At 61.1% G+C, this 25,530-nt stretch carries 26 protein-coding genes and 1 pseudogene; 25 read left to right on the forward strand and 2 right to left on the reverse strand.

The genetic code is table 11. The features are described 5' to 3' along the window. Positions 1 to 249: 249 nt before the first annotated feature. The 5 genes and pseudogenes from RA302_RS30790 to RA302_RS30810 all read left to right on the forward strand — a co-directional run. The gene (locus RA302_RS30790; RefSeq protein ID WP_064112278.1) at positions 250 to 720 is read left to right on the forward strand and encodes a hypothetical protein; all 471 of its coding nucleotides are present in this window, start codon (positions 250 to 252) and stop codon (positions 718 to 720) included. Between the two features lie 185 nt (positions 721 to 905). After that, positions 906 to 1,199, forward strand: coding sequence for a transposase (locus RA302_RS30795; RefSeq protein WP_003945099.1), 294 nt, complete (start codon positions 906 to 908; stop codon positions 1,197 to 1,199). Next, positions 1,196 to 1,954: a DDE-type integrase/transposase/recombinase gene (locus tag RA302_RS30800; RefSeq protein ID WP_083954765.1), complete on the forward strand. Its 759-nt coding sequence runs from the start codon at positions 1,196 to 1,198 to the stop codon at positions 1,952 to 1,954. The genes RA302_RS30795 and RA302_RS30800 overlap by 4 nt, the downstream gene beginning before the upstream one ends. A gap of 104 nt (positions 1,955 to 2,058) precedes the next feature. Further along, positions 2,059 to 3,165, forward strand: coding sequence for an IS110 family transposase (locus tag RA302_RS30805; protein ID WP_003945393.1), 1,107 nt, complete (start codon positions 2,059 to 2,061; stop codon positions 3,163 to 3,165). 16 nt (positions 3,166 to 3,181) lie between these two features. Beyond that, positions 3,182 to 3,481: pseudogene (locus tag RA302_RS30810) on the forward strand (integrase core domain-containing protein); the annotation flags it as partial. 153 nt (positions 3,482 to 3,634) lie between these two features. On the opposite strand, the gene RA302_RS30815 reads toward RA302_RS30810, so the two are convergent. Then, positions 3,635 to 8,365, reverse strand: a complete 4,731-nt coding sequence (locus RA302_RS30815) for a methyltransferase domain-containing protein (protein ID WP_075835683.1) — start codon at positions 8,363 to 8,365, stop codon at positions 3,635 to 3,637. Positions 8,366 to 8,931: 566 nt separating this feature from the next. Between RA302_RS30815 and RA302_RS30820 the strand changes: the two genes are divergently transcribed. The 20 genes from RA302_RS30820 (at position 8,932) to RA302_RS30915 (ending at position 25,033) form a co-directional block, all read left to right on the forward strand. Continuing rightward, positions 8,932 to 9,081, forward strand: coding sequence for a hypothetical protein (locus RA302_RS30820; RefSeq protein WP_155419141.1), 150 nt, complete (start codon positions 8,932 to 8,934; stop codon positions 9,079 to 9,081). Positions 9,082 to 9,191: 110 nt separating this feature from the next. Next, entirely contained in the window at positions 9,192 to 9,710 is a 519-nt protein-coding gene (locus RA302_RS30825; RefSeq protein WP_075835684.1) for a hypothetical protein, read from the forward strand. 422 nt (positions 9,711 to 10,132) lie between these two features. Beyond that, on the forward strand, positions 10,133 to 10,765 hold the full coding sequence (locus RA302_RS30830; RefSeq protein WP_167349925.1) for a TetR/AcrR family transcriptional regulator: 633 nt from the start codon (positions 10,133 to 10,135) through the stop codon (positions 10,763 to 10,765). 56 nt (positions 10,766 to 10,821) lie between these two features. Then, positions 10,822 to 10,953, forward strand: a complete 132-nt coding sequence (locus RA302_RS30835; RefSeq protein WP_263284125.1) for a hypothetical protein — start codon at positions 10,822 to 10,824, stop codon at positions 10,951 to 10,953. Between the two features lie 93 nt (positions 10,954 to 11,046). Continuing rightward, positions 11,047 to 11,253 carry a hypothetical protein gene (locus tag RA302_RS30840; protein ID WP_075835687.1) on the forward strand — a complete coding sequence of 69 codons (207 nt, stop codon included), beginning with the start codon at positions 11,047 to 11,049 and terminating at the stop codon, positions 11,251 to 11,253. A gap of 24 nt (positions 11,254 to 11,277) precedes the next feature. Beyond that, on the forward strand, positions 11,278 to 12,195 hold the full coding sequence (locus RA302_RS30845; protein ID WP_058228514.1) for a hypothetical protein: 918 nt from the start codon (positions 11,278 to 11,280) through the stop codon (positions 12,193 to 12,195). 77 nt (positions 12,196 to 12,272) lie between these two features. After that, a complete protein-coding gene (locus RA302_RS30850) occupies positions 12,273 to 12,683 on the forward strand; it encodes a hypothetical protein (protein WP_143542520.1) in 411 nt (136 codons plus the stop codon). 370 nt (positions 12,684 to 13,053) lie between these two features. Further along, the gene (locus tag RA302_RS30855) at positions 13,054 to 13,851 is read left to right on the forward strand and encodes a hypothetical protein (RefSeq protein WP_058228516.1); all 798 of its coding nucleotides are present in this window, start codon (positions 13,054 to 13,056) and stop codon (positions 13,849 to 13,851) included. Beyond that, positions 13,848 to 14,183 (forward strand): hypothetical protein, encoded by a 336-nt coding sequence (locus RA302_RS30860; RefSeq protein WP_058228517.1) that lies wholly within the window; start codon positions 13,848 to 13,850, stop codon positions 14,181 to 14,183. The genes RA302_RS30855 and RA302_RS30860 overlap by 4 nt, the downstream gene beginning before the upstream one ends. Positions 14,184 to 14,260: 77 nt before the next feature. Further along, on the forward strand, positions 14,261 to 14,404 hold the full coding sequence (locus RA302_RS30865) for a hypothetical protein (protein WP_156519186.1): 144 nt from the start codon (positions 14,261 to 14,263) through the stop codon (positions 14,402 to 14,404). 164 nt (positions 14,405 to 14,568) lie between these two features. Continuing rightward, entirely contained in the window at positions 14,569 to 14,889 is a 321-nt protein-coding gene (locus RA302_RS30870) for a hypothetical protein (RefSeq protein ID WP_075835691.1), read from the forward strand. A gap of 224 nt (positions 14,890 to 15,113) precedes the next feature. Continuing rightward, entirely contained in the window at positions 15,114 to 17,378 is a 2,265-nt protein-coding gene (locus RA302_RS30875) for an exonuclease domain-containing protein (protein ID WP_075835692.1), read from the forward strand. Between the two features lie 228 nt (positions 17,379 to 17,606). Then, positions 17,607 to 18,368 carry a hypothetical protein gene (locus RA302_RS30880; protein ID WP_047269123.1) on the forward strand — a complete coding sequence of 254 codons (762 nt, stop codon included), beginning with the start codon at positions 17,607 to 17,609 and terminating at the stop codon, positions 18,366 to 18,368. Between the two features lie 244 nt (positions 18,369 to 18,612). Further along, the gene (locus RA302_RS30885; RefSeq protein WP_047269122.1) at positions 18,613 to 19,581 is read left to right on the forward strand and encodes a DUF4192 domain-containing protein; all 969 of its coding nucleotides are present in this window, start codon (positions 18,613 to 18,615) and stop codon (positions 19,579 to 19,581) included. A gap of 314 nt (positions 19,582 to 19,895) precedes the next feature. Continuing rightward, positions 19,896 to 20,585, forward strand: a complete 690-nt coding sequence (locus tag RA302_RS30890; RefSeq protein WP_047269121.1) for a hypothetical protein — start codon at positions 19,896 to 19,898, stop codon at positions 20,583 to 20,585. 189 nt (positions 20,586 to 20,774) lie between these two features. Then, a complete protein-coding gene (locus tag RA302_RS30895) occupies positions 20,775 to 21,200 on the forward strand; it encodes a hypothetical protein (RefSeq protein WP_075835694.1) in 426 nt (141 codons plus the stop codon). 199 nt (positions 21,201 to 21,399) lie between these two features. Continuing rightward, on the forward strand, positions 21,400 to 22,152 hold the full coding sequence (locus tag RA302_RS30900; protein ID WP_047269119.1) for a hypothetical protein: 753 nt from the start codon (positions 21,400 to 21,402) through the stop codon (positions 22,150 to 22,152). A gap of 156 nt (positions 22,153 to 22,308) precedes the next feature. Further along, the gene (locus tag RA302_RS30905) at positions 22,309 to 23,289 is read left to right on the forward strand and encodes a nucleoside hydrolase (protein WP_317629226.1); all 981 of its coding nucleotides are present in this window, start codon (positions 22,309 to 22,311) and stop codon (positions 23,287 to 23,289) included. 38 nt (positions 23,290 to 23,327) lie between these two features. Next, a complete protein-coding gene (locus tag RA302_RS30910) occupies positions 23,328 to 23,861 on the forward strand; it encodes a hypothetical protein (RefSeq protein ID WP_052959773.1) in 534 nt (177 codons plus the stop codon). Next, positions 23,858 to 25,033, forward strand: coding sequence for a DUF6545 domain-containing protein (locus tag RA302_RS30915; RefSeq protein ID WP_075835698.1), 1,176 nt, complete (start codon positions 23,858 to 23,860; stop codon positions 25,031 to 25,033). The genes RA302_RS30910 and RA302_RS30915 overlap by 4 nt, the downstream gene beginning before the upstream one ends. Positions 25,034 to 25,042: 9 nt before the next feature. Here RA302_RS30915 and RA302_RS30920 read toward each other — a convergent pair whose 3' ends face one another. Next, positions 25,043 to 25,441 carry a hypothetical protein gene (locus tag RA302_RS30920; RefSeq protein WP_125053049.1) on the reverse strand — a complete coding sequence of 133 codons (399 nt, stop codon included), beginning with the start codon at positions 25,439 to 25,441 and terminating at the stop codon, positions 25,043 to 25,045. Positions 25,442 to 25,530 lie beyond the last annotated feature (89 nt).

The following is a 25,530-nucleotide window of genomic DNA, read 5'->3' on the forward strand; positions in this document are numbered from 1 at the left end:
ACCGGGCGGACGCTGTCCGTGAACTGGACCCGAAGCGCGAGAGCGGTGGTGGGTGCGCGTCAGTGCGGTGACCGGGTAGAGAGCTACGGGGTCTCGGTGGGCCAGCGCGTGTTGGAAATCGGATCCGTTGGGTGTGTGTCCTGTCCGGGCTCTCGGTTCGAGCGGAGAATGAGGTCGGCGTGCCGCACCCGCAGTCGTCCCTGGTGACCATTGGCGTATCGGATTTCGCAGACAGAATCGAGGGACACAATGGGTGAAGGACAAAGTCGTTGCTTCCGTGGAGCATTCGTCGTCGCTGATCGAAGTGACGACGATGGTGGGTTGGATGCAACAGTGGCGGCAACGATTGCTTCGCTGGCGTCATGTGGTGCGGAGACACGGGGTGAGTTCTCTGACGTCAGTCCTGATGCGCGGCTCGCTGGCATGTTGGCTGGATTGTTCCGTACGAGCGCCCTGGCAGAGCAGTGCGAGCACTTTCGGGTAGACGGCACGGTGTCGACGTTGCACATCCGGTTCGGCGGTGGAGGTGCGCTGCGCGATGCTGGTCATCCCTGGGACGCCGTAGCGGCCGAAACGGCGCTCTCTGTTGTCGCGGAGTTGGGGGTGACCGGCGAGGTGGAGTACGCCAACTTCGATTCGAGCGAGCCGCTGTTCGTCCGGTGGGTTCTGGACGGCGGCTTGGTTGGCCGAGAGTCTGGACGTGTTGTGTACGCCGCCTGAGAGGCAGATACCGCTGGCGACTTACGAGAGGTTTCTCGTAAGTCGCCAGGGTCATTTGTGGTCGTGGCTGTCCGGCCGCGCTGTGGGGAAGTTGTCTGTGGACCTGTCAGGCTCTTGGGTCTGCTGCACGGATAGGTGACATCTGATCTGTGGTGCCGAGAGGTGCCGCTGGAAGGATGTGCACCATGCCGAAGCCCTATCCCCGAGAGTTCCGTGAGGACGTTGTTCGGGTTGCCCGCAGTCGCGAGCCCGGAATGCTGTTGAAGCAGATCGCCGCCGACTTCGGGATCAGTGAATCCTGCCTGACGGGTTGGCTGAAAGTGGCCGATATCGAGGACGGAATCAAATCAGGAACTACCGGTGAGGACGTGGTCGAGAACCGGGAACTGCGCAAGCGAATCCGGTTGCTCGAGCAGGAGAACGAAGTCTTGCGCCGTGCTGCCGCCTATCTTTCCCAGGCGAACCTGCCGGGAAAATGATGTACCCGCTCGTTCGTGAGCTGGCCGAGGACGGCATTCCCGTCACGGTGACGTGCCGGGTACTCGAGATCGCTCGCCAGCCCTACTACCGGTGGCTGGCTGACCCGGTGACCGATGCCGACCTCGCGGAGGCCTACCGGGCGAACGCTCTGTTCAGGGCCCATAAGGACGACCCGGAGTTCGGCTACCGGTTCCTGTTCTACGAGGCTCGCGACGCCGGCCAGGTGATGGCCGAGCGCACAGCGTGGCGGATCTGCTCGAACAACGGCTGGTGGAGTGTGTTCGGCAAGAAACGCGGAAAAGCCAAGCGCCCGGGGCCTGCGGTCCACGACGACCACGTCCAACGCAACTTCACCGCCGATGCTGCGAATCAGCTGTGGCTGGGCGACATCACAGAGCATTGGACGAGCGAAGGCAAGCTCTACCTGTGCGCGTTCAAAGACGTATTCTCCAACCGGATCGTTGGCTACTCCATCAGCGATCGGATGAAGTCCCGGCTCGCGGTCGATGCGCTCGACAACGCCGTCGCCCGCCGAGATTTCGTCGCAGGCTGCGTGGTCCACACCGACAGTGAGACTGTTCGTGCCGGTGTTTTCGGATTTCCTGACCGTTACCGCATGGAGACGAGAGAATGCTGGTGCCGGGAGTTCCCAGTGTTCCTGACCCTCACTCCGATCGACGATCGTGTGTCTTTCCTTGGATTTGTCGGTTCCTGGGAACCCCCGGTGAGGCGCTACGCCTCACCGTCGGGGTGACCTGAGGAGAGCCTGCACCACCAGGTGCTCATCACTGTCTTGTCCGCCGGTTCGGTCGATGCGCGGCGCCGCCTTGCTCATCGGTCAACGGAGAGGAAAGCGACATGACAAGGATGCCTGACAAAGCCGATCTCGATCAAGACCGGCGAGTGTTCGCCGGAGTCGATACCCACAAAGAACTGCACGTCGCCGCGGTGATCGATACCGACGACAACGTCCTCGGAACTCGCAGTTTTCCGACCACCCGAAACGGGTATCGAACCATGCTGACCTGGATCGGCGAGTACGGCAATCTGATCCGGATCGGTATTGAGGGCACTGGCTCCTACGGAGCTGGGCTGACCCGCCACCTCGCGAAAGCCGGCGTGACGGTACTCGAGGTGGACCGCCCCGATCGCTCGGACCGTCGCCGTAAGGGCAAAGACGACGACCTCGACGCCATCAACGCGGCCCGCGCAGCCAAGACCAACCGGCGCACCACCACCCCGAAATCGAAAGACGGTGCCGTCGAGTCACTTCGGGTGTTGAGGGTGACCCGAGCCCATTCGGTACGAGAGCGGCGCAGTGCGCTGCAACTGCTGCGGATGACGATCATCTCCGCTCCCGACGAGCTGCGCGCTCAGGTCCGCGATCTGACGCGGATGCAACTGATCCGCCTCCTCGCCGCCTGGCGACCGGATGTCGCGAACGCTACTGATCCCGTGACCGCCTACCGGGTGTCGATGAAGTCCCTGGCTCGCCGCTATCTCGAATTAACCGACGAGATCGCCGATCTCGACGAACTGATCAACCCAATCGTGAAAGCCCTCGCACCTCAACTACTCGAGCGCGTCGGAATCGGTATCGAAGTCGCCGGACAAATGCTTGTCACCGCCGGCGATAATTCCGATCGAATGAAATCCGAAGCCGCGTTCGCGATGCTATGCGGTGTTGCACCGCTACCCGCATCTTCTGGCATGACCCAACGCCACCGCCTCAATCGCGGCGGTGACCGCCAAGCCAACCGAGCCTTGCATCTGGCCGTCATCGGCCGCATTCGACTCGACCCGAAAACCCAGGCCTACGTAGAGAAGAAAACCAGCGAAGGCCACTCGAAACTGGAAACTATCCGGTGCCTGAAGCGCTACCTGGCTCGCGAGGTCTACTACCTCCTCAACCCTGGACCGCAGACAATCACCCCGAACACCCGACACCATCGAAAAGCAGCTTGACTCTCAGGAGAGCATCAGAGGATCGCAATTTCAATCAAAAAAATTCGTCCGTGCTCTGAGCCGCCATCACATGGTCGGCTCGATGGGCCGCGTCGCTGCGGCCGGCGACAATGCCGCCATGGAGAGCTTCTTCTCTCTACTGCAAAAGAACGTCCTGGACCGCCGCCCCTGGCGCACCCGTGACGATCTCAGGATCGCGATCGTCACCTGGATCGAAAGGACCTACCACCGCCGACGCCGCCAAGTCGGGCTCGGCCGATTGACCCCCATAGAATACGAGACCATCATGACCACACCAGCCACTCAGGCTGCGTGACTCAACCTGTCACCTGATCGTGCAGCAGACCCATTTGCTGCCGCCGGCACCAGCGAACCGGCCCCCACACCTGATCTGTGAGGGCCGGTTCGCTGGTGTGGGATTCGGGGCAGGTGCGGCAAGGCGAAGGGGTCCACACCTGCCCCGCGTCGGTCAGGCCGCCTGACTGTGCTGGCGGTCGCTGTCGAGGGCGTCGGCGATCTCCGCACCGATCGCAGCTAGGCGGGCTTCGGCGGCGACGAGCGTCTGCTCGTCAGGGAACAGGAGCGAGGTCGCAGCGTTGCGAGCAGCGTCCTCTTCCGCTCGTAGCCGTTCGATCGACTGTTGCAACCGAGCGGATTCGGTTCGCTCTGGGGCGGTGAGACGGTGCAACGTCTCTGCTACTGCTGGTGCGATGCGGGCTGCGCCCCGTCGGAGCTGAGATCGGGAGACCGGGACGTCCGCCAGTGTCGTGTAGTCATGCCGGATCGTGAAGCCGATGATCTGGCCTTCGGACGTTTCCGTTTCCACAGTCAGCGGGCCGACAGATGCGCTTCGATGTGGTCGGGTGATTAAGTACCCGATGTCGTCGACCAACCGGCCGAACATGATTGGCCGGTCGTCGAGGTCTTTGTACAGTTCATCGAGCGCGGTGACACGACGCCGCAGACGTTCGGCCGCTGCTGCGCACTGGTCGGCTTGCTGGACGGCGCGGCGCACATTCTGTAGATGCGTCGCCCGCCGAAGGCGCAACGTACGCACCGTAGATTTGATCTCGGCTTCTTCGAGTAGCAATACGTTCCCCGAAGCCGCAGCTTTGATCTCGGCGTACGCCAATGTTGTATCTCCGATGTCGTCGACCTCCCGGATCGTCGAATCGGTGGAGTACAAGTGTGCGAAGGCACGAGACTTACGATGCAACACTTCCCACGAGTAGGCATCGAAGGTGCGTTCGGTGACGTAGGTGAACACGTCTACGGACTCGCATAGGTTCCCTGGCCGGAACGCGCGACCTTCGCCCTGTTCGACATCGGACGGGCGCCAGGGCGGCGCGATCAGATGAACGGTAGACAGACGGGTTTGAATGTTCGTTCCGATACCGATTTTCGGCGTCGACCCGAGCAACACGGATACTGACCCGTCACGGCAGGCGGCGTGTAGAGCTTCCCGGGATTTCGGTGTCGTAGCCTCGTGTGCGAAACGCACGCGGTTGGCCGGGACCCCGAGTTCGACCACCAGTTGCCGGAGCCTGCCATAGGTGGACGCATCGTCTGGTTTGGGGGTGCCCAGGTCGCAGAGCGCCAATTGCAGGACACCAGGAGTGGTGTTGTTGAACGTGCGGTCGAGGCCTCGACGGTAGGTCGCAGCGATGGTCTCAGCGGCGGCGAGCAGTTTCGGTGACGCGATCTCGATGCCTACAAGATTGGGATCCAAAGCAACCTTGCGGCCGTCTCCGCACACGGTGAGCATGTTGTCTGAGCCGCGGATTCGGCTGTTGGTGTTCTGCAGGTTCTCGGCCCGGCACACCAGCCCAGCAACGTAGTCGAGGATCTGCGGGCCAGGATCGACGACAACGGTGTGATCGTTGCGGGCCGGGCGCTTCTGCCCGAGCGCTTCGGTGGGAAGAAGGTCGGCGAACTCGTTTAGCAGGCCGCGGAGTTCGGGCAGGTTCTGGATTGTGGACGGGCGGGTATGAGTCCGGAAGCCCGACCCGTCGGGTGCAACCTCGATTCGAGTCTCCCACCGGATGAACGTGTGAGCGAACGCGTCGAAATGGGCCAAACCGATCTGGTCGAGACGGTCGGGAATCATAAACCGTGCCCAGCAGTAGATTTCAGCGAGAGTGTTGCGAAACGGGGTTCCGGTGAACATCGACGCCACCGGTCGATTCGGGTACCGGGCCGCCAAAGTCTCCACTTTGAGCAACATGTCAGTAGCGCGTTTGGACGAGCCGAGCGAGAATCCGTCGGCGCGGGTGGCAACCGGTATCCGGATGAACTTGTCGGCCTCGTCAATCAGGATGTAGTCGATTCCGAGTTGTTCGAGCGTGATTTGATCGGGATCAGTCACATTCGAGCGGAGCCGGTCGAGCTGTTCTTCCAATGACCTTACGGCGTTGGCCGTTTGACGTGCGCCCCTACCGAATTCGGGTTCGTTGTTCATGTGCTCGCGGACGGTGGCTTTCTGGGTTTCGATCCACTCCGCTTCGGACTCCGGGTCGACCCCGAGCGTGGAGAACGCCTCGTGGGTCATGATCACGGCATCCCAATCGCCGGTAGCGCAGCGTGCCGCGAACAACCGGCGAGAATCGCGCGCGAGATCTTCCTCTGTAGCGATGAGAAGCCTCGCGGCCGGCGCGGCCTGCTGCGCCTCCCGGCCTATCTGCTCCAAGATATTTTTGGGGACAGCAATGCAGGGTTTGTTCGCTAAACCGAAGCGTCGCAGCATGATCGCTGAGCACACCATCTCCAAGGTCTTTCCGGCGCCGACGGCGTGTGCAATCAGTGCACGGGGACGGGAGAGCACCATGTCGACTGCGTCGAGTTGATGAGGCCACAGGGTGAGCCCAGCAGAAATTCCAGGAACAGTCAGGTGTGACCCGTCGGGGCGACGAGTGACATGGGAACTGAACCGCAAGTTGTAGGCCGCCAGAACCCGTTCGCGGCGTGCTTCGTCCTCGAAGATCCACACGCTAAATCGTTCGTGGAGGGCTTGCAGTCGGTCGGCCGCAGCAGCGGTCCTCTGCGGGCTACGTACGCGTCGGTAGACCCCGTCGTCGAGAAGGTCTATGTAGACGACAGGGCGTTTGCCGTTGAGCCCGCATTGGAGAAGTTCGATCGGGGACATGTCTTCGGTGCCGTAGAGGACCGACGCATCAGGCGAGCATCGAAGGGACGACGACAACTCCCAATACGCGATTGACGGCGAATGGTGAATCGCCCCCGTATACGTGGTGCCGAGTTCTTCGGTGAGGAACGCCCCGATATCGTCCGCCGTTAGCCAAGGAGCCCCCAAACTCACTCGTACGTCATGCATTCCGAGTTGCGTGGGCATCGATTCCTCAAGGGCTGCCACATTGCGGAGGTAAGCGGGATCGAGCTTCGCAGCGCGCCGTGCTGCGTCTAACTTGCTCCGAACATTGCCCGACAGATAGTCGCGTGCCGGGGTCCATCGCCCGCCGTTCTGTGGATCCGAGTAGACCAGATCTCCGAGCGCCGCCGCTGCAGATTGCAGGCTCGAGAGCCCCAACAACTCAGCTACTCGCGACAAGTCCAGGCGGCCTACCTCACCGAGAGTGACGGCCAGCGCTTCGGCCGCAGTGTCGACACGCTCAACCCGCACCGGTCGCTTGTTGACCCGCCCTAGCAGTACTGCTGCCGGCTCAGCTGTCGAAGTGTCGGGGTCGTACTTTTCCAGCGCCAAGACCAGCGGGTAGTCCGGGTCGCGGCGGAACCCGCCCATCGATGGACGACGCACCGACACTGCGGGGACTCCAGTTTCCGGATCAGGTTTCCCCTCACGCACAGTGCACCGATTCAACGCGCCCCACGCTGCGACGTACAGCCTGTACAGGTCCAGAGCATGTGCGCGAGCGGGAGCGATCGTTTCGTCGGGCAAGTCCGGATCGGACTCGAGGTCCATCAAGTTAATGGCCGCATCTCGAAGCGAGATCAGATCGAACAACTCCCGCGCCGGCCGTTGTACCTGGACAAGAGCACCATCGGTCACAGTGAAGATCTGCCCGTCTACGACGTGAAACGAACGCTCTTTGCGACCTTGCGCGTCTACCAGGATTACATCCGAAAGCCCGTCATCGGCGATAGGAGCAGCGGTCATTGCAGGTAGCGCGCTGCAGACAGAGGTGATCGCCGCATCTACCGCTGGGCCGGGGGCGTCAGTGACGACCGCTAAACCGTTGTATCGGTTGCCGGTTACGCGCATCTCACCTGCCACATGAAGCGGATGCAATGCCCAATACCGATTCACGCGTACCGCTGTAGCGTTTTGGCCCTCACCCAACGGGGTGTCGACGACGTCGCGTTCATCGACAGTTGCTCCCAGTCGGTAACCGGGATTCCGCGAGAAATTGACCGTGTCAATCCAGCCCGAAGCCTTCTGGCCGGGCGCGCGGACCTGCAATACCAGCACGTCAGCCACAACATCGGTTCCAGGGAAGGTGCCCGAGGGCAGCCGTACTGCCGCTACGAGGTCGGCATGACGAGCCAGTTCACTGCCGGTGGTGCCGGAGTCCATCACGAACCGCGAGGTAATTGCCACGACGTAGCCGCCAGGGCGAACCGCTCGGACCGCGCGCATGAGAAAGTAGCTGTGCAACGGCAAGTTGATCCGGTGCACTGAGTCGTGAACATTGACGGACGAGAACGGGACGTTCGCCACGACTGCATCGAAGTAGTTGTCGCGCAACGATCGTGACTGCAAACGGCCAGTGTGAATCGTGGCACGCGAGTGCAGCAGTGAAGCGATACGCGCGGACGTGGGGTCTACTTCTACGCCGGTAACGTCGATAGGCAGTCCGTCCGGGGCAGCCGAAATGAGCGCGCCGTGTCCGCAGCCGAGATCAAGCACCCGGCCGCCCGTGAAACCTGCAGCGGTAAGGATCTGCCAAAGACGTTGTCCCACCTCTGGGGGCGTGTAATAGGCCGTGTCGACAACGTCGGCAGCAGCAGCGCGTGCGGGAGGGGTGAGCAGTGAATCGAGCTGGTCGGCCAGATGAAGCCACTTCCCGGAAGGTTCCGGGGCGAATGCCGATGCCAGCGAACCCCACCCGGGCCATGCCTGCAATGTGGAGCGTTGGTCGCCGGTGAGTGGAAAGCCGTCGACGAGGTCGCGCTGCAGTTCCAGCGCGGCTATAGCGTCGGCGACGATGTCGCGAGTTTTTCCCATGAATTTTGCCTCCGAGATCTGGTGGAGACCTGCCAGGTGTGGTGTGTGTACCGGCAGGCCATCGAGCAGAACTCACAATCCGGGGCATCGAAAATGAGTGCGGCACAGCAGGATAAGTGCAGTTAAAAGGCTGTTTTCTAGTATTGCTGAGCTGTGCAATACGGCTGCGCTGTAATCGCCGGTATCAACGTGCATTTCAGTCCCTCTGTGACCACGCATCAGAACCAGCGTGATCGCTTGAAATCTCGAGCTTCGAGACCCGCCCGGAAGGAACAGAGCAGGCAAGGGTGGGAAACGATCGTTGCCGGGCGCACGTTTCGTAGCTCCTGTCCGATGGGTCGTGATTCTCACAGTCATCAACGATCGGCCCTGGCTTGTGGCATAGCGGGACGGTATTGAGAGGTGGGGTATACCCCGCCGTGTCATTTCTGCAGTGTCGATCCTGTCCTGGTCAGATTGCCGTTGCGACAGGATGTTTCGCGTGCTCACAAGGCCTGTTGTGCCGCACTGCGTTATGGCTTCGACGACAGTAGGTGAAGAACACACCGACTGCGAAGGAGATCGAAATGAAGCGTAAGACTGTGGGCGGCGACGAGGTCGACGCATTCGCGAAGACCCGCCGTTCTCGAAACTGGAAGGCAGGAGAACGTAAGGCGCTCAAGGCGAAGGCTTCCCGCCGGGAACGCCGCGATGCGCGAATTGCGCTCGCGCGCTGATCCGAACGTCATCCGGGCCGGAGAGAGACCCTCCTGGGAACTCTCCGGCCCTTGCCATTTTTCGCATACAGAGTTTCTCCCCCGACAGAACGTTTGAGAGGACGATCGATATGGGATCGAATACCGTCACCGACACATGCTCGAGGATCACCGCAGCGGACCGCGCGAAAGCCTTGCACCTGTTTCGCGCCCGTGACGCCGGTACAAATACCGCCTACGACGACGGAGACCTCGCGTGCCTAGTGTCGGCAGTGTTCGGTCTGTGGCGGGACGACGAATCATCGGACAGCACAGAGCTTCCCCACCCGACAGGGGAGGGGCCATGGCGGCTTTACCCGGCGGACTGCGACGCGCCCGCATTCGCGGATCCACTCGTCGAAGACGACGACTTGAATTCCCATCAGATCACGGAACTGTATGTGCTGGTCATCGAGCACAAGCACGGGTCGAACGTCACTGTGCACTTTGACGAGCAGTCAGCGAAGGCCGCCGCAGCAGAGTTCGCCGCCTGTTGGTGGGGTGAGCGTGATGGGCCGATCCCAGCGGACATCGATGAAGTGCTTTCCCGGTACTTCGACAATGGCGGTCAGGAGTTCTACACAGTCGTGGCCGCGTCTATCGAATTCTGAGAGCGCCCAGTGCCCACCACATGTTTCGGGTGGGCACTGGCCGGCTCAGTCCAGCCTGGTGGTCGCGGGATTGCTGTCCGGATCATCCGCTGACCGCAGCCCTGTATCGGGCAAGCAATCAGTTACTGTCCACCGAAATGGCCTTGTTATGTTGCTGTTCGCCAAGTCACTGGTGCCGCACACTGCAACATTGGCAGCAACAGTGGGCCCGAACACACAGCTTTGAAACCGGAGGTCAAGACGATGACAGCAGGGGCGGTACTGCGCGATACCGACGCGGAACGTGTCCTCGACGCCCATCGCCCTCCTATGCGACCGCCGCAGCAAGCAACGAGAACGAACGAGTAAACCTCTACCCACAAGGTGCCCCTGACAGTGCGCTAAAACCAGGGACGAACAGTCACAAGAACGGACCTGCCACGATGAACGATTCGATTCGGCCCACCATCAACCGACCCTCCGGTGGCTCCCCACGTCACATGCAGCAGCGGGCGCTCACCACCCGGCACGCGATTCTCGACGCATCGGCCGCGATCTTTGACGCGAGGGGATACAGCGCTGCCAGCATCAAGGACGTGATCACGAGCAAAGATCTCTCCAAAGGTGCTCTCTTCTATCACTTTCCATCCAAAGAGGCCATTGCCCAGCAGCTTGTTCACGGCTGGTCGAGTGCCGTCGAGACCGCATTCTCCGGCGCTTGCACCGCCGCAGAACCCCCTGCAGAGAAGCTAAGAAGGGTGTTCCTCGATCTCTCGCGCGGCGTCGAGAGTGATCTGCAACTGCGTGCCGGCATGAAACTGACCCTCGAAGCCGGAATCGAGGGTGCGCATCAGGCTTATCGGCAGTGGGTCGATACCGCCGGTGACGTTGTCGACGAAGGCATCGCAGACGGAACTATCGGAGACACCGCACACGCGCACCACCTGGCTTGGAACGTGTGCGCTGGATTCGTCGGAATAGTCAATGCCGCCCCCATCATGCGAGAGGACGTCGATCTTCCCACCCGTATTGATGACCTGCTCACTGCCCATTTGAGCCTCGTAGTAGCGCGCTGAGATACCCACCGCAATCAAGAGGGGGCAAAGTAGAACGGCAATGGGCGGAGCCCAGCATGACACCGTCTTGCGTGAGAGAGTTTTCGCGGAGGCAGTGGAGGGGAGCAGAGATGGCACCGCTGAATGAAGAATCCGAGGACGACGAGACCTTCTACGAAGGCCAGATCGACGAGACGATCTTCGACTAAACATGGCGCGTTCTGAGTCAGTGGCTCGCCATGGACACGAACGCCAGCGACGAAGTCCTCGCGATGGGCAGGGAATCGGAATGACTCCAGCGGTTGACTGACACCGCAACCGAATCACTGGAGCATCAGCTGAACAAGCAATGGAGCCAATCGAACCCTGGTAAGACACCCACCGACCTGGACCTAGCTCAGATGAAGGGAGCAGCGACGACGACAGCAGTGGCAGCGGTCCTCGAACAGGAGCTGTATCCGCAGGTGACACCACAAATTGTGGCTCAGATCGAGCGACTCGCGATATAGGACGACAAGGAGACCTCAGCGGAAATGACATCACCGAAGAAACACGAAGAACTCGCGGCACGCCCAGCTGGGGAGATCGCGGCGACTGTGGTGATAGCTCGTCCCGGCAGTCGGTACCGATGGATCCACGTGGCCAATGCCCTCGGACTGACCCTGCTCGTCATCGGGACGGTCCTGACCATACTCGGAATTCTCGCCCTCCCCCTCGGTTTTCTGGCCGCTGGTGCGAACCCGATCGAACTTCTCTTCCCCGCTGTGGAGGAGACGAACAACGAACCCACCCCATGGCTGGTACTGGCAGGTGGGTGGGGGGTTTTCGGGGGGCTCGGCCTTTCCCTCGCTGGTTACGGACTAGGCGGCGCAGCCAAGAAGAGGGCTGAACGCGCCGACATCGTCACCGCCGGAGAGATCCTCAACGCGCCTAAACGACTGGCGGAGCCCCTCGGGCGCGCACTCGATGCGGCAGAGACGATCCGGCGCTCCGCAGCTGTCCGGGAGGGGTGGCTCACCGGTATCGACGTCGACGCGGCCCTGTGGAACCTCGCGCAGCAGTTCAAAGCCGGAGTGCACCTCGATGCGGAACTGCGCGCCGTGTACGACGAGGCGGCCGGGGCGTCGGTACCCGACTTCCGGGGGCAAATCGACGCGGCCGAAGCTGCCGTCCTCGCATGCACCGAAAATTTGAGGGAAGGCGCACAACGCCTGACGGACATCGCAGAGCGCGTCGACAGTTTCGACCGCGAACTTTCCGAACCCGCACGTCGAGCCGCCCTGACGAAGGAACGCGAATGCAGTACACGCCGCACCCGTGAACAGGTCGGGAAACTCACCACCGCCCGAACCGCACTCGAGAACATCGAACCGGTCCTCGACAACGTCGTCGATATCGCCACCGGGCAACTCGATGCGTACGACGAGCTGCCGAAGATCGAAAAGATCTGAAAATGAAGCGGAAGTGGACAATTCGAATGCATCAGCATCCTGGGGCATTGCCTTCTCATGATCGGAGCATCGCACTCATGACTAAAAACAGCTCACACGCTGATCCGCCGTACGAATTCGTACCCATGACGCAAACGCTTGCCGATTTCGGGCTTTCACCGGGCGAACCCGTGCCGAGAGGAGTCGTCATGGACCACTCGGCCTCGCCGCTGTCGAATCAGATCAGCGAATTCGCCACCGAAGACGAGCTGGCAGAATTGCGTCGCCGTGCCAATGTTTTCCTCGACTTCGACTTCGCATTATTTGACGAGATCGGTGAGTTCGTCAACGATCACGATTTCAGTCGGATCAGGGCAGCGGCCGGACGCGTCGGCCTGACGGAACTGTACGCGCGGATGACCGAGCGAACGGATCGTTCATTTGCCCGCCTGCTCGCGGACTGGCCAGAAGATGCTCGACGACCGCCACCGCGCTCATCCCGCCCATGAGGACTGATGATCGGCAGTGCCACAACGTAGTTCAGACTATCGTCTGCGCGCTCTCATATAGGTGACCAACACTGAAGTCCGCATCAACCGACTGCGTTGGTCGAACTTCCCGCCCGTCATGCAGAGCGAAAAATGGGGCCCACCCCCCGGCGAGTACACAGCCGGTTGGTGGGCCCTTGTGCGCGGTGCGGGCGCAGATACCCCTTCAGTACTTCGCCGCTTCCCGCCCTGTACGACTTCCCTGCTGCGCCGGATCGAAACACTCGAGCCCCATCTCGGAGGGTAAGCGTCGACGTAGCTGCACTGGATTTCGAATATACGTTCGACTAGAGTGTGGGCGGTAAGGCGATGACGGAGGAGGTCAGCACCTATGACCGCCGATCCGAGCACTCTCGCGGCACTGGCTCCCGGTGACCGTATCGAGGCATTGCGTCGACGTATGGCGTCGATCCCCGCACGTACCGACGGGGCCGCTGCCCCGGCCGTACCCACCGAACACAGCGAAGCGCGGTTCGAGACACGTCCCGAGACGATCACCGAATCCGCAACGAGTGTCCTCGAGGTTCCTCCGGCGCTCGCCGACCTGCTCCCGAGGGGCGGACTCGCACGCGGTTCTGTCGTCTCGGTGGACGGAGCGTCGTCGGTGCTACTCAGCCTGCTCGCCTCCGTCACCGGCAGCGGTAAGCACGCCGCGATCATCGGCCTGCCGAAGCTCGGACTCCTCGCGGCCACCGAAATGGGAGCCGACCTCGCCCGCTGCGCTCTGATCCCTACTCCGGGATCTGCGGCAATAGACGTGGCAGCGATCCTGCTCGACGGGATGGATTTAGTTGTCCTCGGGCTGGCCGGCGCAGCGGTTCCTCCGACCAGGGCGCGCGCGGTAGTTGCCCGTGCGCGCTCGAAAGGTTCTGTACTTCTTGTCACGCAAGGGAACTGGCCAGGTGTGGACCTGCGTATCGAAGCCACTGTCACAGGCTACGGAGGAGTCGAAGGCGGGCGTGGTCGAATAAACGCCGTCCAGTTCGACGTCGCGGCTGCCGGCAAGGGATTTCAACGCCGCACACAGCGTATGGAAGTCCGCGACGGAACAGGCAACCTGACATGGAAGGCGCTCGATGGCGCCCCGAAGAACAATGCCAGCGATACTCGACTGCTCGAGGCACTGTGATCGACACCCATGGATGGGTCGACGCCTGGCCGGAGCACCCCAACATCCATTGGCTCACACCACCACGGAAAGTGCTCGTGGACATGGACATTGCCCTCGGTCTTGCCCGCCATACGCCACGTGCTGACCGGATACCGCTACATGTGAAAGCCACCGCCATCCATATCGACGGAATCATGGCCGGCACCCAGTTCGCTTGGCTGCGCACGACGACCTCGATCTGGATTGCCGTGGTAAAAGTGGCTGCTACCAGTGGAAACCATCAGAACACCGTTACTCTCGACCTGTGCGTTACCGAAGACGCCATCAGCCTTCCTGTCGATCACCGCTGAGTACGGGGAAGCTCACGGGAGGGTTTTACCGCAGGCCGTGAGGGAACCAGGACGGCTCCGGATGCGTCCAACAGGCTATGAACGAAGACGACCGCGCACTGCTCATCGCTGACGGCGAAGATCCCGACGACCCCCGCATCATCGCAGCTTACGAATACATGGAAACTGCACTTGCGTTGTATGCGAAGGTGCATCGACGCATGAGCCCTCGATCTAGGTAGTGCTACTGAACCCGAGCTCGCCGCCATGTTTTGCGTTCTCAATCCGTCCTGCCACACCCGCCGGCTGTCTCTTTCCCTCTTCGGAGGTTGCCGCACGGATCTCTGGCCATTGCGACGCTCAGTTTGAAAAGGCCAGAGAGACGCGACAGCAAGGAGATCGAACTGTGGAGAATGCGCGCGACAGCGTGGAACCTGCCACGGGAGTGCCCGCCACTTCCGAGACGGGGCCGTACGGGCGGGCTGTCGGGCTAATTGCCTTCGCTGCTGTCGGAGTTGGGATGGCAGTTGGTGTGCACGCCGGCAGCTCCCTATTCGGCGTCGCTACCGCGGTGTTGGTATCGGCACTTGCAGTGCTCGTCATCGCAATCCGCGGGCGACTACCCAGCGACTGGACGGACTGGGCCGGGGTGCTCGAAGTTCTGACCGCTACGGGAATTGCTGCAACACTTGTGATGCGACTGGCGGAATGGTCGATCGTGGTGTGATCCGGCCGGTCCGGAGCATCTGGGCGGAGAAATCCTGGTCTAGCGAGGCGTCTAGGAGATTCGCAGTCGAGCTGTCCTGGAGCCCTAGCTGCCCCTTCGTGCAGTGCCTTCCTACAAGATCGTGTCCGGTTCTGTGGGAGCCTGCCGGGAGCCGGTGACGCACATGTCAGTAGCTGCAAATAAGTTGTCCCCCATCGGAGATCACCACATCTGCAAGGGACGCCATGACCGATCTGATTATCACGCAACGTATGGTCCGCAAAACGGAGACTGGGAAGCCGGGAATCCTCACGCGGACGCCATTCGTTGCGATCGACGTTGAGACCACCGGAGTCTCGGACGACGGCCGGGTTATCGAAGTGGCCGCGGTGAAGATGAACCACCGGGGAGAAGTGATCGACAGATTCGAATCGTTGATCAACCCTGGATACGATGTTCCGCTGAATCCCCACGCGCAGCGGATACACGGAATCACCCCGAACATGGTGTGGTCGGCTCCTTCATCGGAGGAGGTGTTCGCGGACCTCGCCGAGTTCGTGGGACGCAGCGGAGTCGTCGCGCACAGCCTTTCGTTCGAGAATCGTTTCCTCACAGCCGAATACGCTCGCTTGGAACTGCCTCGACCGCAGTGGCAAGGTATCTGCACACTCGCGGCAGCCCGGGCGATGGTGATCGCGCCGAACCACAAGCTCGCCACGCTGCTGGATCTACTCGAACTGCCGGGAATGAACAGCCATCGCGCAGCTGATGATGCGCACGCATGTGGCCTCTTGATGGCCGCGATGATCGAACGATGCGACGCAGGTGACCTCGTCCCGCTGGGCGAAGTCACGCCGAAAGCCGCCAGACAGTCGGCACCGATCACCGGCCCCATCGTGATGGCGGAGCACCCGGTTCTCGACACCCACACAGTCAGGTCTGCCATGGGCGGATTCGATCCCACCGAGGAACAAGCTCGAATCCTCGACGGATTCGACACCGGCGCAGACCTCGTCATTTGCGCCCTCGCCGGCACAGGAAAGACGTCAACCCTGAAAGGGATCGCACGGATCGAAGCAGCCAGAAATCCGGGACGCCACGGTCTGTACCTCGCGTTCAACCGTTCCGTGGCTACCGAAGCGAAAGCACACTTTCCTGAACAAGTGCAGACATCGACTGCACACGCGTTCGCGCTCCGTCACTTGCGGAACACCGCGCACGGTCCACTCCTGGCGAAGCTCGATGGCGGGCGATCGAAGTTCCGAGAGATGGCGGAGGCGATCAATTCACACAAAATCTTCTTCTCTGCAGGCGGCGATGGCCCGCGGGTACTCGCGCAGTATCCGGTGACAAGGTTGGCGCTCGCAACAGTCGACGAGTTCTGCAAAACAATGGACGAACAGATCGGACCACAGCACGTCCCCGAGCAGAGGGGAATCGACGTCGGCAGCGCGCAGCGGGACGAACTGGTCGGCCATGTTCTCCCGATTGCCCGCCGCGCGTGGGCTGCGATTCGCGACCCCCACAACTGGACCATCAAATTCACACCGACCCACATGTTGAAGCTGTGGGCAGATACCCACCCCATCGTGGGTCGGCAAGGTGACTACCTGATGTTGGATGAAGCACAGGATGCGAATCCGTTGATCGACAGCATTATTCGCGATCAAGTTCATATGCAGCGGATACGTGTGGGTGACGAGAACCAAGCTATCTACGGCTTCACCGGCGCCATTAACAGTATGTCGAACGTCGCCGGCGCCACATATTTGTCGCTGACGAAGTCATGGCGGTTCGGGCCAGCGGTCGCAGACACCGCGAACTTCTACCTCAGGAAACTCGGCACAACCTTGCAGGTCATCGGCAACGAGAACGTGGAATCGCGGCTGATCTCGATCTCCGATCCTGTCGATGCAGTGTTGTGCCGGACCAATGGTGCTGCGCTGACCGAAGTGATCGCAGCCCAGCAGGCAGGGAAGACGACTGCACTGATCGGTGACGCCGCCGCAGCTACCCGGTTCTGCGAATCCGCTGAACTGCTGAAGGCCGGGCAATCACCCAAAGACGCGGATCTGGCCGCATTCACGACATGGGCAGATCTGCAGGACTACGTAGAGAACGCGCCAGGGGAGGGGGAACTTAAAACCCTGGTCGAATTGGTCGACACATACGGCGTCGACGAGGTGCGAGCAGCGATGGCATCGACAGTGAGACCAGATAGGGCCGAACTGGTTTCGGCTACCTGTCACAAAGCTAAGGGCCTGGAATTCGATCGAGTGCGAATCAGCCACGAATGGGAGCTCGAGCCGGACGATGCTCCGTTCCCTCTCGACCTCGACGATCTAAGAGATGAGCAGATGCTGGCGTATGTGGGCTTGACGCGGGCAAAGCGTCATCTGGATCCAGGCCTACTCCTCGACCAACGAGTCGTAGATCTGATCAGTGCTCGTCACGCTCATCCCGAGGTGATCCCGGGCCTGACACCTCCCCTGGAGGGCATGCTTCTCTGACGAGTGCATTCCTCGCTGACGGATGCCTGAGCGGCGGAGTCCGGATGCGAACACGGGCGGATTGCAGGCGTACCGATCCAGAGGTTGTCCGCGCAGCCTCCGGAACCAGCGCTGTCCATGCACAGACGCCGCGTCGGCGAGCTGTCCGGGGTGATCAGGGGTGCCGCGCCGCTTGGCCGCTGGAGTGAGTGTGGAGACGAAATATCCACGCGAGCAACAGGAGTAAGCATGGGCGGTCACGATTTCCATGAAGTGGTGTACACGAACAGTGACGTTGAGGCGGTCTACGAAGATTTGTGTGCCGAGGCGGTACTCGAGTACGGAAACAACGGCTACAACGGCACCATCAGCACGACCCGGGGAGTGAATCCCGTTCGTGTTCCCCCAATGAGCTTGGCCGCCGCATTCACTCTAGCGAGCGACCGCGTGGACGGACTCGACAAATGGAGTGCATGCGAAGCGATTCCACTTCTTGAAGAACGACAACCGGTGTATGAAAACGACGGACGGGTAACAGTGAGCCTCCAGGTGCCGTGGTCGGTGTACTCAGACCACGATGCACTGCGCTCCGCACTGGGAAAGAAGCTGGGGCGGTCGGAAGACGAGGTTGCGGATTGGTTCCTGATAGCTCGGGAAACCAACGTCACGAGACGTGCGAAGATCACCACGACCACCGGACAGCGGGAGACTCGCCACTTCGTGGTGAGTTCGAACCAGAACCAGCTACCAGCGTGGGCGCTCGGCCACCGAACCCAGGCGGCTGCGAGGGAAGCGATGAAGGGGATCGGGGCCACCTCGTTGGCCGAAACTGTTGATCTGGACGTCATCTCGATCACCCGCCGTGTAGATGGTCAACCGCTGGTGAAAGCGACGCTGACCGCGAAGGACGTGAACGCGAAAGCATCGGTGTCATTGCAACGGAAGACGTGCGACGGATTCCTCGGCACTAAGCAGGCCGGCTGGCTGTTCTACGGCTGGGCCGCATCCTGATCGATTCGGTGTGCAGTTGCGATGGCAGTTGCACACCGAATCCGCCGTAACCGAGCCTGTCCGCTGCCTGCATGGCAGGTCGAGTGGCTACGAGCATCCTGTCCGCTCATCGAATGCGGCGAAAGACGGTGCGAACTGCAGCAACAGCGTTCGCCGGCGTTCGTGCGCGTGCCGCACTGCCGGGCTGGTGCGAACAAGCTCTGAACGTAATCAACCAGCGAGTTCGTAGAAACGGGGTAGCGAGATGGCGACTGTGGCCAAGAACAATGCGGCGATCCGAGGTGCGGGAGCACTTGTCACCGCTGTACCGGCATTCTTCGGTTTCACCCCGGACGAATGCCTGGTCGTGGTCAGACTCGCAAAGGGCGCTCTCGCGGCAGCTGTGCGGATCGATTTCGACGCAGCAATACGCGCTGCTGAGCACGATATTTCGAGTCTGGTGGGCCACGAGGACGACCGTGCAGACATGGTGGCACTGATCGGAATCGGCGTGAATTCTCGGCGAGACGACGCCTTGAACGCTGTCGCAGCGGCATGCCTGGCCGACGGAATGTACGTGACGGCAACGATCAAGGTAGATCGGATCGCGTTTGGTGAGCGATGGATCGACCACAGCAGCAAGACTGAGGGCCTTATCGACGACCCAACTACATGTCCCGCCGCGCTGGACTCGTTGATCGAACGAGGTCGAGGTGTAGCCAGCGACCGTGAAGAACTGCGAATCGAAGTAACTGCCACAGGCGCCAATATCGTTGCAGGTAAGGCCCCATCCAATGCAGGAGCGGCGCGGGCCGTGCGTGCTGTTCTCGCCGCGATGGACCGCCATATGAACGGCCACCCACTCTCTGACGCCGATGTGGCGAAGCTGGCGGGCGGCTTGCTCAACAAACGTGTTCGCGACGCGGTAGTGGCTATCGGTCTGACCGGGCGCCGTGAGGCTGCACGCGCTGTCTTTGCGGACGTAACGCGTCGGGTCTGTGGACCGGCACGGGCCGAAGCTGCGACGATTGTCGCAGTTCTCGCCTACTTCGCATGCGACGGAGCGCTGTTGCGTATGGCGCTCGAGGAAGCTCAGCGGGAAGCACCCAAGCATTCTCTTGCCCTGATGGTGGCGTACGCACTCGATATGCAGATTCACCCCACGAAATTCGAGGAAGCACTCGCGCCGTCGCGTCAGATTCTGGCGGAACTCGGAATCGTCGTACCAGACTGATCGCGATCCGAAGTGGTTGTCCCACCGCCGCTATCGGCGGTGGGACAGGGTGTTTCGCCTTCGGTCCGCCGAACGTGTGTTCTCGGTCGGTCGTAACCGCCCATCTGCTGTCCTAGGTGGAGATTGCTCAGCTGTGGACAACGCGGCTGACCCTGTCCTCAATGCGCGTAGTTCGAAGGCAATGTGGGCAGGCGGATTGGTGCAGATCAACTTCGAGGCCCGCCCACCCGACGACCTATGCCGTGACGCGCACTCGTGAGCGACACGGAATCGTCAGAACCTCAACTCGTAGTCAATGAAAGCGAAGGAACGACATGGGATCTGGCATCTATTCGTCTGCGAACTTTTCTGTGCAGGACAACGATCAAGGGCGCGCCGCTCTGGCCTACGCGGTCGGCAAGTTGCAAGACATCTCCGCGCTCGGGCTGACCCCCGACGGAGACGAAGACGCGGGTGCGGTCATAGCTGGGGCGTTGGCCAAAGTCCTTGGTTTGGCCGAAGATCCGGACGACTTCACAGAGGTGTGGAATGCGCTGATCGGTGGTCGATACATCGTATCTGTATCTGGGGAAGGGGTTCACTCCGATCCCGGCGAAATCGACGCGGTGCTTTCAGCTCTCGCGGAGAGCGATGTTAACGGTGAAATCACCTGCGAAAGCGAAGATTACGATCGGTGGCGACTGCGCGTAGTTGGCGGTCAGGTTCGCAAAGAATCCGGCGAGATCGTGTACGGCGATGATGCACTCGCCGCAGCATGGGTCGTCCAGATGCAAGGCCATGATGACAATATGTTTGACCAGGTCGCGGTGGTGGGTTCGGAGGCGGAAGCGACCCCGATCCTTGCGGAATGGGCACGTGCGGCTGCCAAGAATCTGGTCGATGCTGGTGCGCTCGGTGAGCGCGCTGTCGATGTGACCGCAGACGATGCCATCGTACTCGAGCAGTGGGCCGATGCCGGGGGAGTGAAGTGGGAGGTGTACCAGGTTGGTGCGCAGAACCACTGATCAGGACAGTTGAGGTGTTGCCCGCCGGGGAGAGGGGACGGGCAACGCCTCAATTGCGCAGCCTGTCCGAAGCCGTCCGACGGAACCGGGCACAAGCAAGATGGTGCGGCGAGACACTCAAGGTGCCGCACATTCGCGCCGGCACCCTGATCCTGGGTCTGTCAACGAAACAGTCCAGGAGGAATCGACATGGGTGACACACAGGCATTGGGCGGCGCGGCTATGGCCACTTTGGGGGACCTTCTCAGGGAATCCGTCCGCGACCGGGCGGTCCTCGCGGAGATCGGAGTGCTCCTCGCGCCGGTTCTGGCACTCGATTTGGGCGTGGATGACCCACGGTCGTTGTTCGATGAACTCGAGGTCGCTGTGGGCGAGCAGGGAGAGCGAAAGGGCCTTCGGAGAGTTAGGTTCACCACGGAGTTATGGGAAAACGGATATTTCTTCTCCGATGAGGTGGAAGTCGACTACTGCGACGGCGATTCCGATGAGATCACCCTCCCCAAAACGTTCTTGGAGGAGTACGCGGACGAACTCACCTCGCACACCGACGGTCTCGGATCAGGGACTGAGTTGAAGGTCGTCTACAGCGGCAAAGAACCCCGGATCGTCGCCTGACTTCGACTACTTGCCCGACAGGACATCCTGTGTCGGGCAAGTAGTGAAAGCTGTTTCGCTGCCCGGAAATTTAGATGTGGGCAGATCCTCATCGAGTGCACTTCCGGGGCATTGGATATTCAAACCCGTTGCCGCACAGATCAGATCGACGAGATGGAATCGAAAGCGTCAGATTCCCGACGATCTAGGAGACAACGAAATGGGCTACGACAACAACCCCGGCTCGCACGGAAGCGCAGAGCAGGACACACCCGGCCACGACTCGGCCCCGGGCACGGGTGCCGACCACACCGACACCGACACCGACGGGCTGATCGAAACTCGAGTCGAAGGCGTCGACGCAAAGATCTATGCCCACCGCTCGAACGTCACTCCCGGAACACTGCTGGTCGGTGTCGACGCACCGCAAGGACAGTCGATCCGGTTCGTCGTCAACGACGGCGACATGCTGGATACAACGGTCGGCGTCGATGCGGGCGAGCTAGTCACGCTCCCGTCGACGGAACAGTTCACGTCGAATGCGCACCGCATGGTGGTCGGCGGAGAGAGCCGCGCCGCAACTGCGGTCGCGACCAGGGTCGAATACCTCGTACCCGACGATGTGATCGCACAAGGAAGCGATGCAGTAGCCGGGTGGGTCGAGCAGACCGCCCGCGCGGTCGCGGTCACCAGCCCGGTACGGATCAGCGTCGAGATCGGTGAACGCTCCGAAACGTGCCTCACACGGGCGATCTGGACGGGCCGCAAACTTCTCGACACCGAACGCTCTTTCGGGGATTCGAGGAGCGAGACGGAGGCCGCTTCGGACGCGATAGCGAACATCCTGCTGGCACTCGCAGACAGCGACGGTTTCGAGGAAGTCGTGAGCGCCCTGCGAAGCGCAAGGATGTACGTCCGAGACGAGTGGGCAGAGGCCGACCGGATCGTGCCGGACTGCTTCTTGATCAGCTAGACACCTCCACTGATCTGGCACCTACGGCGGGTGTCAGATCGGTGGACGCTTTCGCCGCGACGACGCTGTCCGACGATCACCAGACGGCCGTCAATGATCTGATCAGCGAAGTCACTACTATTCGTGACGCCAACGCACAGACATGGGAGGGGCCGCGTGACCGCCGAAATGAACACCCCGGAACGGCATGTACTCGTCGATACCGACACCGGAGTCGACGACGCGCTCGCAATACTGACAGCCCTCAACGCACCAGACACGTCCGTCATAGGCATCGGCACCGTCTTCGGCAATTGCACCGAACACCAGGCCGCTCAGAACGTGCTGACAGTCCTCGCTGCGGTCAACCGCACCGACATCCCGGTATGCGTAGGGAGCCCCCGGCCCGGGCCAGCACCGACGACACCATCCCCACACGGAAGCGACGGGCTCGGCGGTCGCGGACTCCAGCCGCCACCCTCTGTTCGACTGAGCGACGAAACCGCCGTCGACCAGATCCTCCGGACAGGACGCGAACGACCCGGCCAGGTCGACCTGCTGTGTCTTGCACCGCTTACCAACATTGCAGCCGCTATCACTCGCGATCCGACGATCCTTCGGCAGTTCAGATCAGTGACCATCATGGGCGGAATGGGCACGGCCGATCGCCGCGAAATCGTCGCCGCCGCGCAACCGAAATTCCTCGCCAAAGGCGATACCAACACCAACCACGACCCAGCCGCCGCCGCGACAGTGGCTGCGACACCCGGTCCAGTGACCTGGGTAGGCATGGACGTCACAGGCCGACTACGACTGAGGTGGGCAGATCTGCAAACCCTCACGTCGACATCGAATATTGCGCGTTTCATTCAGACCATCACCGAGGACTATCACGTTTACTGCACGAACACATACGGCGCTGAGCAGCCGATCTACACCTCCCACGACAGTGTCGCCACGTCCGTCATGCTCGATCCCACGGTGATCCTGTCCAGCGTTTCGGCTACCGCACAAGTACACAGTGCCGACGGCCGGTCTGCGTTGTGGGGGCACTACCCTGACGATCGGTCCGCAGTGCACCAGATGGCAACCGACCTCGACTACGCCGCGATCCGAAACCGAGTCGCCCGCACCCTCGCAGGTTCGGGAAAGCACTGAACGGAACGCACAGTTCTTCGAAAGGCGATGGTGGCAGCATGTTTCGAACGGCATCCAAACGCAAAGTGCGGAAAGCGCTCGACAACCTGACCTTGCCCGATCCCTGGGACAGCCGGAAACTGGTCGAACAGATCGCACACGATCGCGGACACCCGATAGTGCTCTCCCCAGTGCCACAACACGTGATGGAAGGCAAAGTATGCGGCCTGTGGGTCAGCTCTGACGAAACCGATTACCTGCTTTACCCAGAGGACTCCCCGTCCTGGCACATCGATATCGTCATCTGCCACGAACTCGGCCACATGCTGCTCGACCACGACCTCGAGATACCAGTTCCCGCCAAGTCAGGGCCACCAACCACGTCGATCGACATCGAAGGGCTGTCCGCATGGCTACCAGGCCTGGATCCCGACGCGGTCCGCGGGATACTCGGACGCAGCGGCTTCTCCGCTCGCAGTGAATACGAAGCTGAATACCTCGCGACACTGCTCATCGATCGCGCAGTCGGGGATATCCAAGACACCCGCCACACACGAATGCTCAACACATTCGTCCGAGGTGAAGACGGATGACCAACACAATCCCCGCCCCCCTGCACGCGCTCATCCTTCTATTCGTGTGGTCGGTGCTGGCAGCGCGGTCAACACTGCTGAGGTTCAACAACTACGACGTTCGACTAACCCACGCACTGACCTTCGCGTGCATCGCGCTCACCCTGAAAGACCCCACCGTCGCGTCAGTTCTCAACCCGATACTCGGGCCGACGCTCACCCGGACACTCGTACACATCCTGATCCTGTGGTCGGTGGCAGCCCTCGTCGGTGTCTACAACTCCTGGGATCCCACCGAACCCCACTGGAAACAGCCGACGCTCTATTGCATCGCGACCACACTCGGGGTGCTCCTGCTCGTCCTCTCGGCGCCAGCACGCGCCGCAGAAACAACAGTCGAACTCACCGGCGGTTGGCAAGCAGTGGCCTACTTCGCGATCTACGCCGCATTCACCGCGTACGGACTAGGCCGGGTAACCCTGGACTATCTCCGAAGCTGGAAACGGATCCGAACCGCATCCACGAAAGTAACCGTGATCGGCGTAATCGTGTTCTTCGTGTCCATGCTGGTCGAATCGTTGCAGATGCTGGCAGTCGCCATCCTGACTGGAAGCGGCAAAGGAGAACGACTTGTCGAAGCGAAATCGAACTCCAACGGGTGGCTATTCGCCGTAATGATGCTCGTCGCCGTCACCTTGTCAGGGCTCCCATTTTTTCGCTCGGACATGCGTCGGGAACTGTGGGACCAGTTCAGAATCCACCGACTGTGGAAGACGATCACACGGACGGAACCCGATCTCGTATTCGGAACAATCCGAGACCGGCGGACACTCACTGACAGTCAACGTCAGCTGAGGGTGACCAGCGAGGTTTTCGACGTTGTCCAACGACTCAACCACTACGCAGAACCCATCAACGATGGACGTTGGGACGATCAACTCGCCCAGCTAGGACTCACACCGACACAAGCGATTGCGGTCTATCAGGCAGCTCAGCTGCAGAACGCCATTGAACGACGTAAACGCGGTCTCAGCCCACTCGATGAAAAGGCTCCGATTGCCACTGCACCGGTCGCCCCTGACGACACCGAATCTGCGATCGCAGCCATGATGCTCATCGCCCAGCACTGGTCCCTAGCCGGCCGCCTCCGACAATCGAGCATCAGCGAACAGGAACACGCGCATATCCCCTGACAAGGAACCTCAGCTGGCCGCTGAGGGGCTATCCGAACCCTCTCCGAGCACCCGCAGCAACGCCCTGCGGTCGGCATCAGTGCGTTCTCCGCGAAGCTGAATGCTCTGCACCTTCCGCATCCGGAACTGCTCGAGGAGCAGCAGTTGTTCGTGCAGATCTTGAATATCGTCATCGAGCAGATACTTCGCGGGCGTCCGGAAGTGCACGGCGATCGCTGTAAGCAAATCTGGATCCGCTTCGGTCTGAGCACCAGATCGCAGGGCGTCGATCTGTTCAGCTGATACCTGGTGTCCAGCAGCGCTGATCGCTGCAGCAGCGTCCGTCGACGTTTCTTCGCTCTCGTTAGCTGGGTGCCATACCCGAAACAAGACCTGCAGTCGCTCGGCGAGGGAAACCCGTGAGGACATGAGCTCTCTCCGTTCCATGGTCAGAACCATCAGCTTAGCCTGAATCCACCGATGAGCTTGTGAAAGTTGATCCGAATCGACGACACGAG

It is taken from the genome of Rhodococcus sp. DN22 (assembly GCF_036669995.1).
GTDB classification, from domain to species: domain Bacteria; phylum Actinomycetota; class Actinomycetes; order Mycobacteriales; family Mycobacteriaceae; genus Rhodococcus_F; species Rhodococcus_F erythropolis.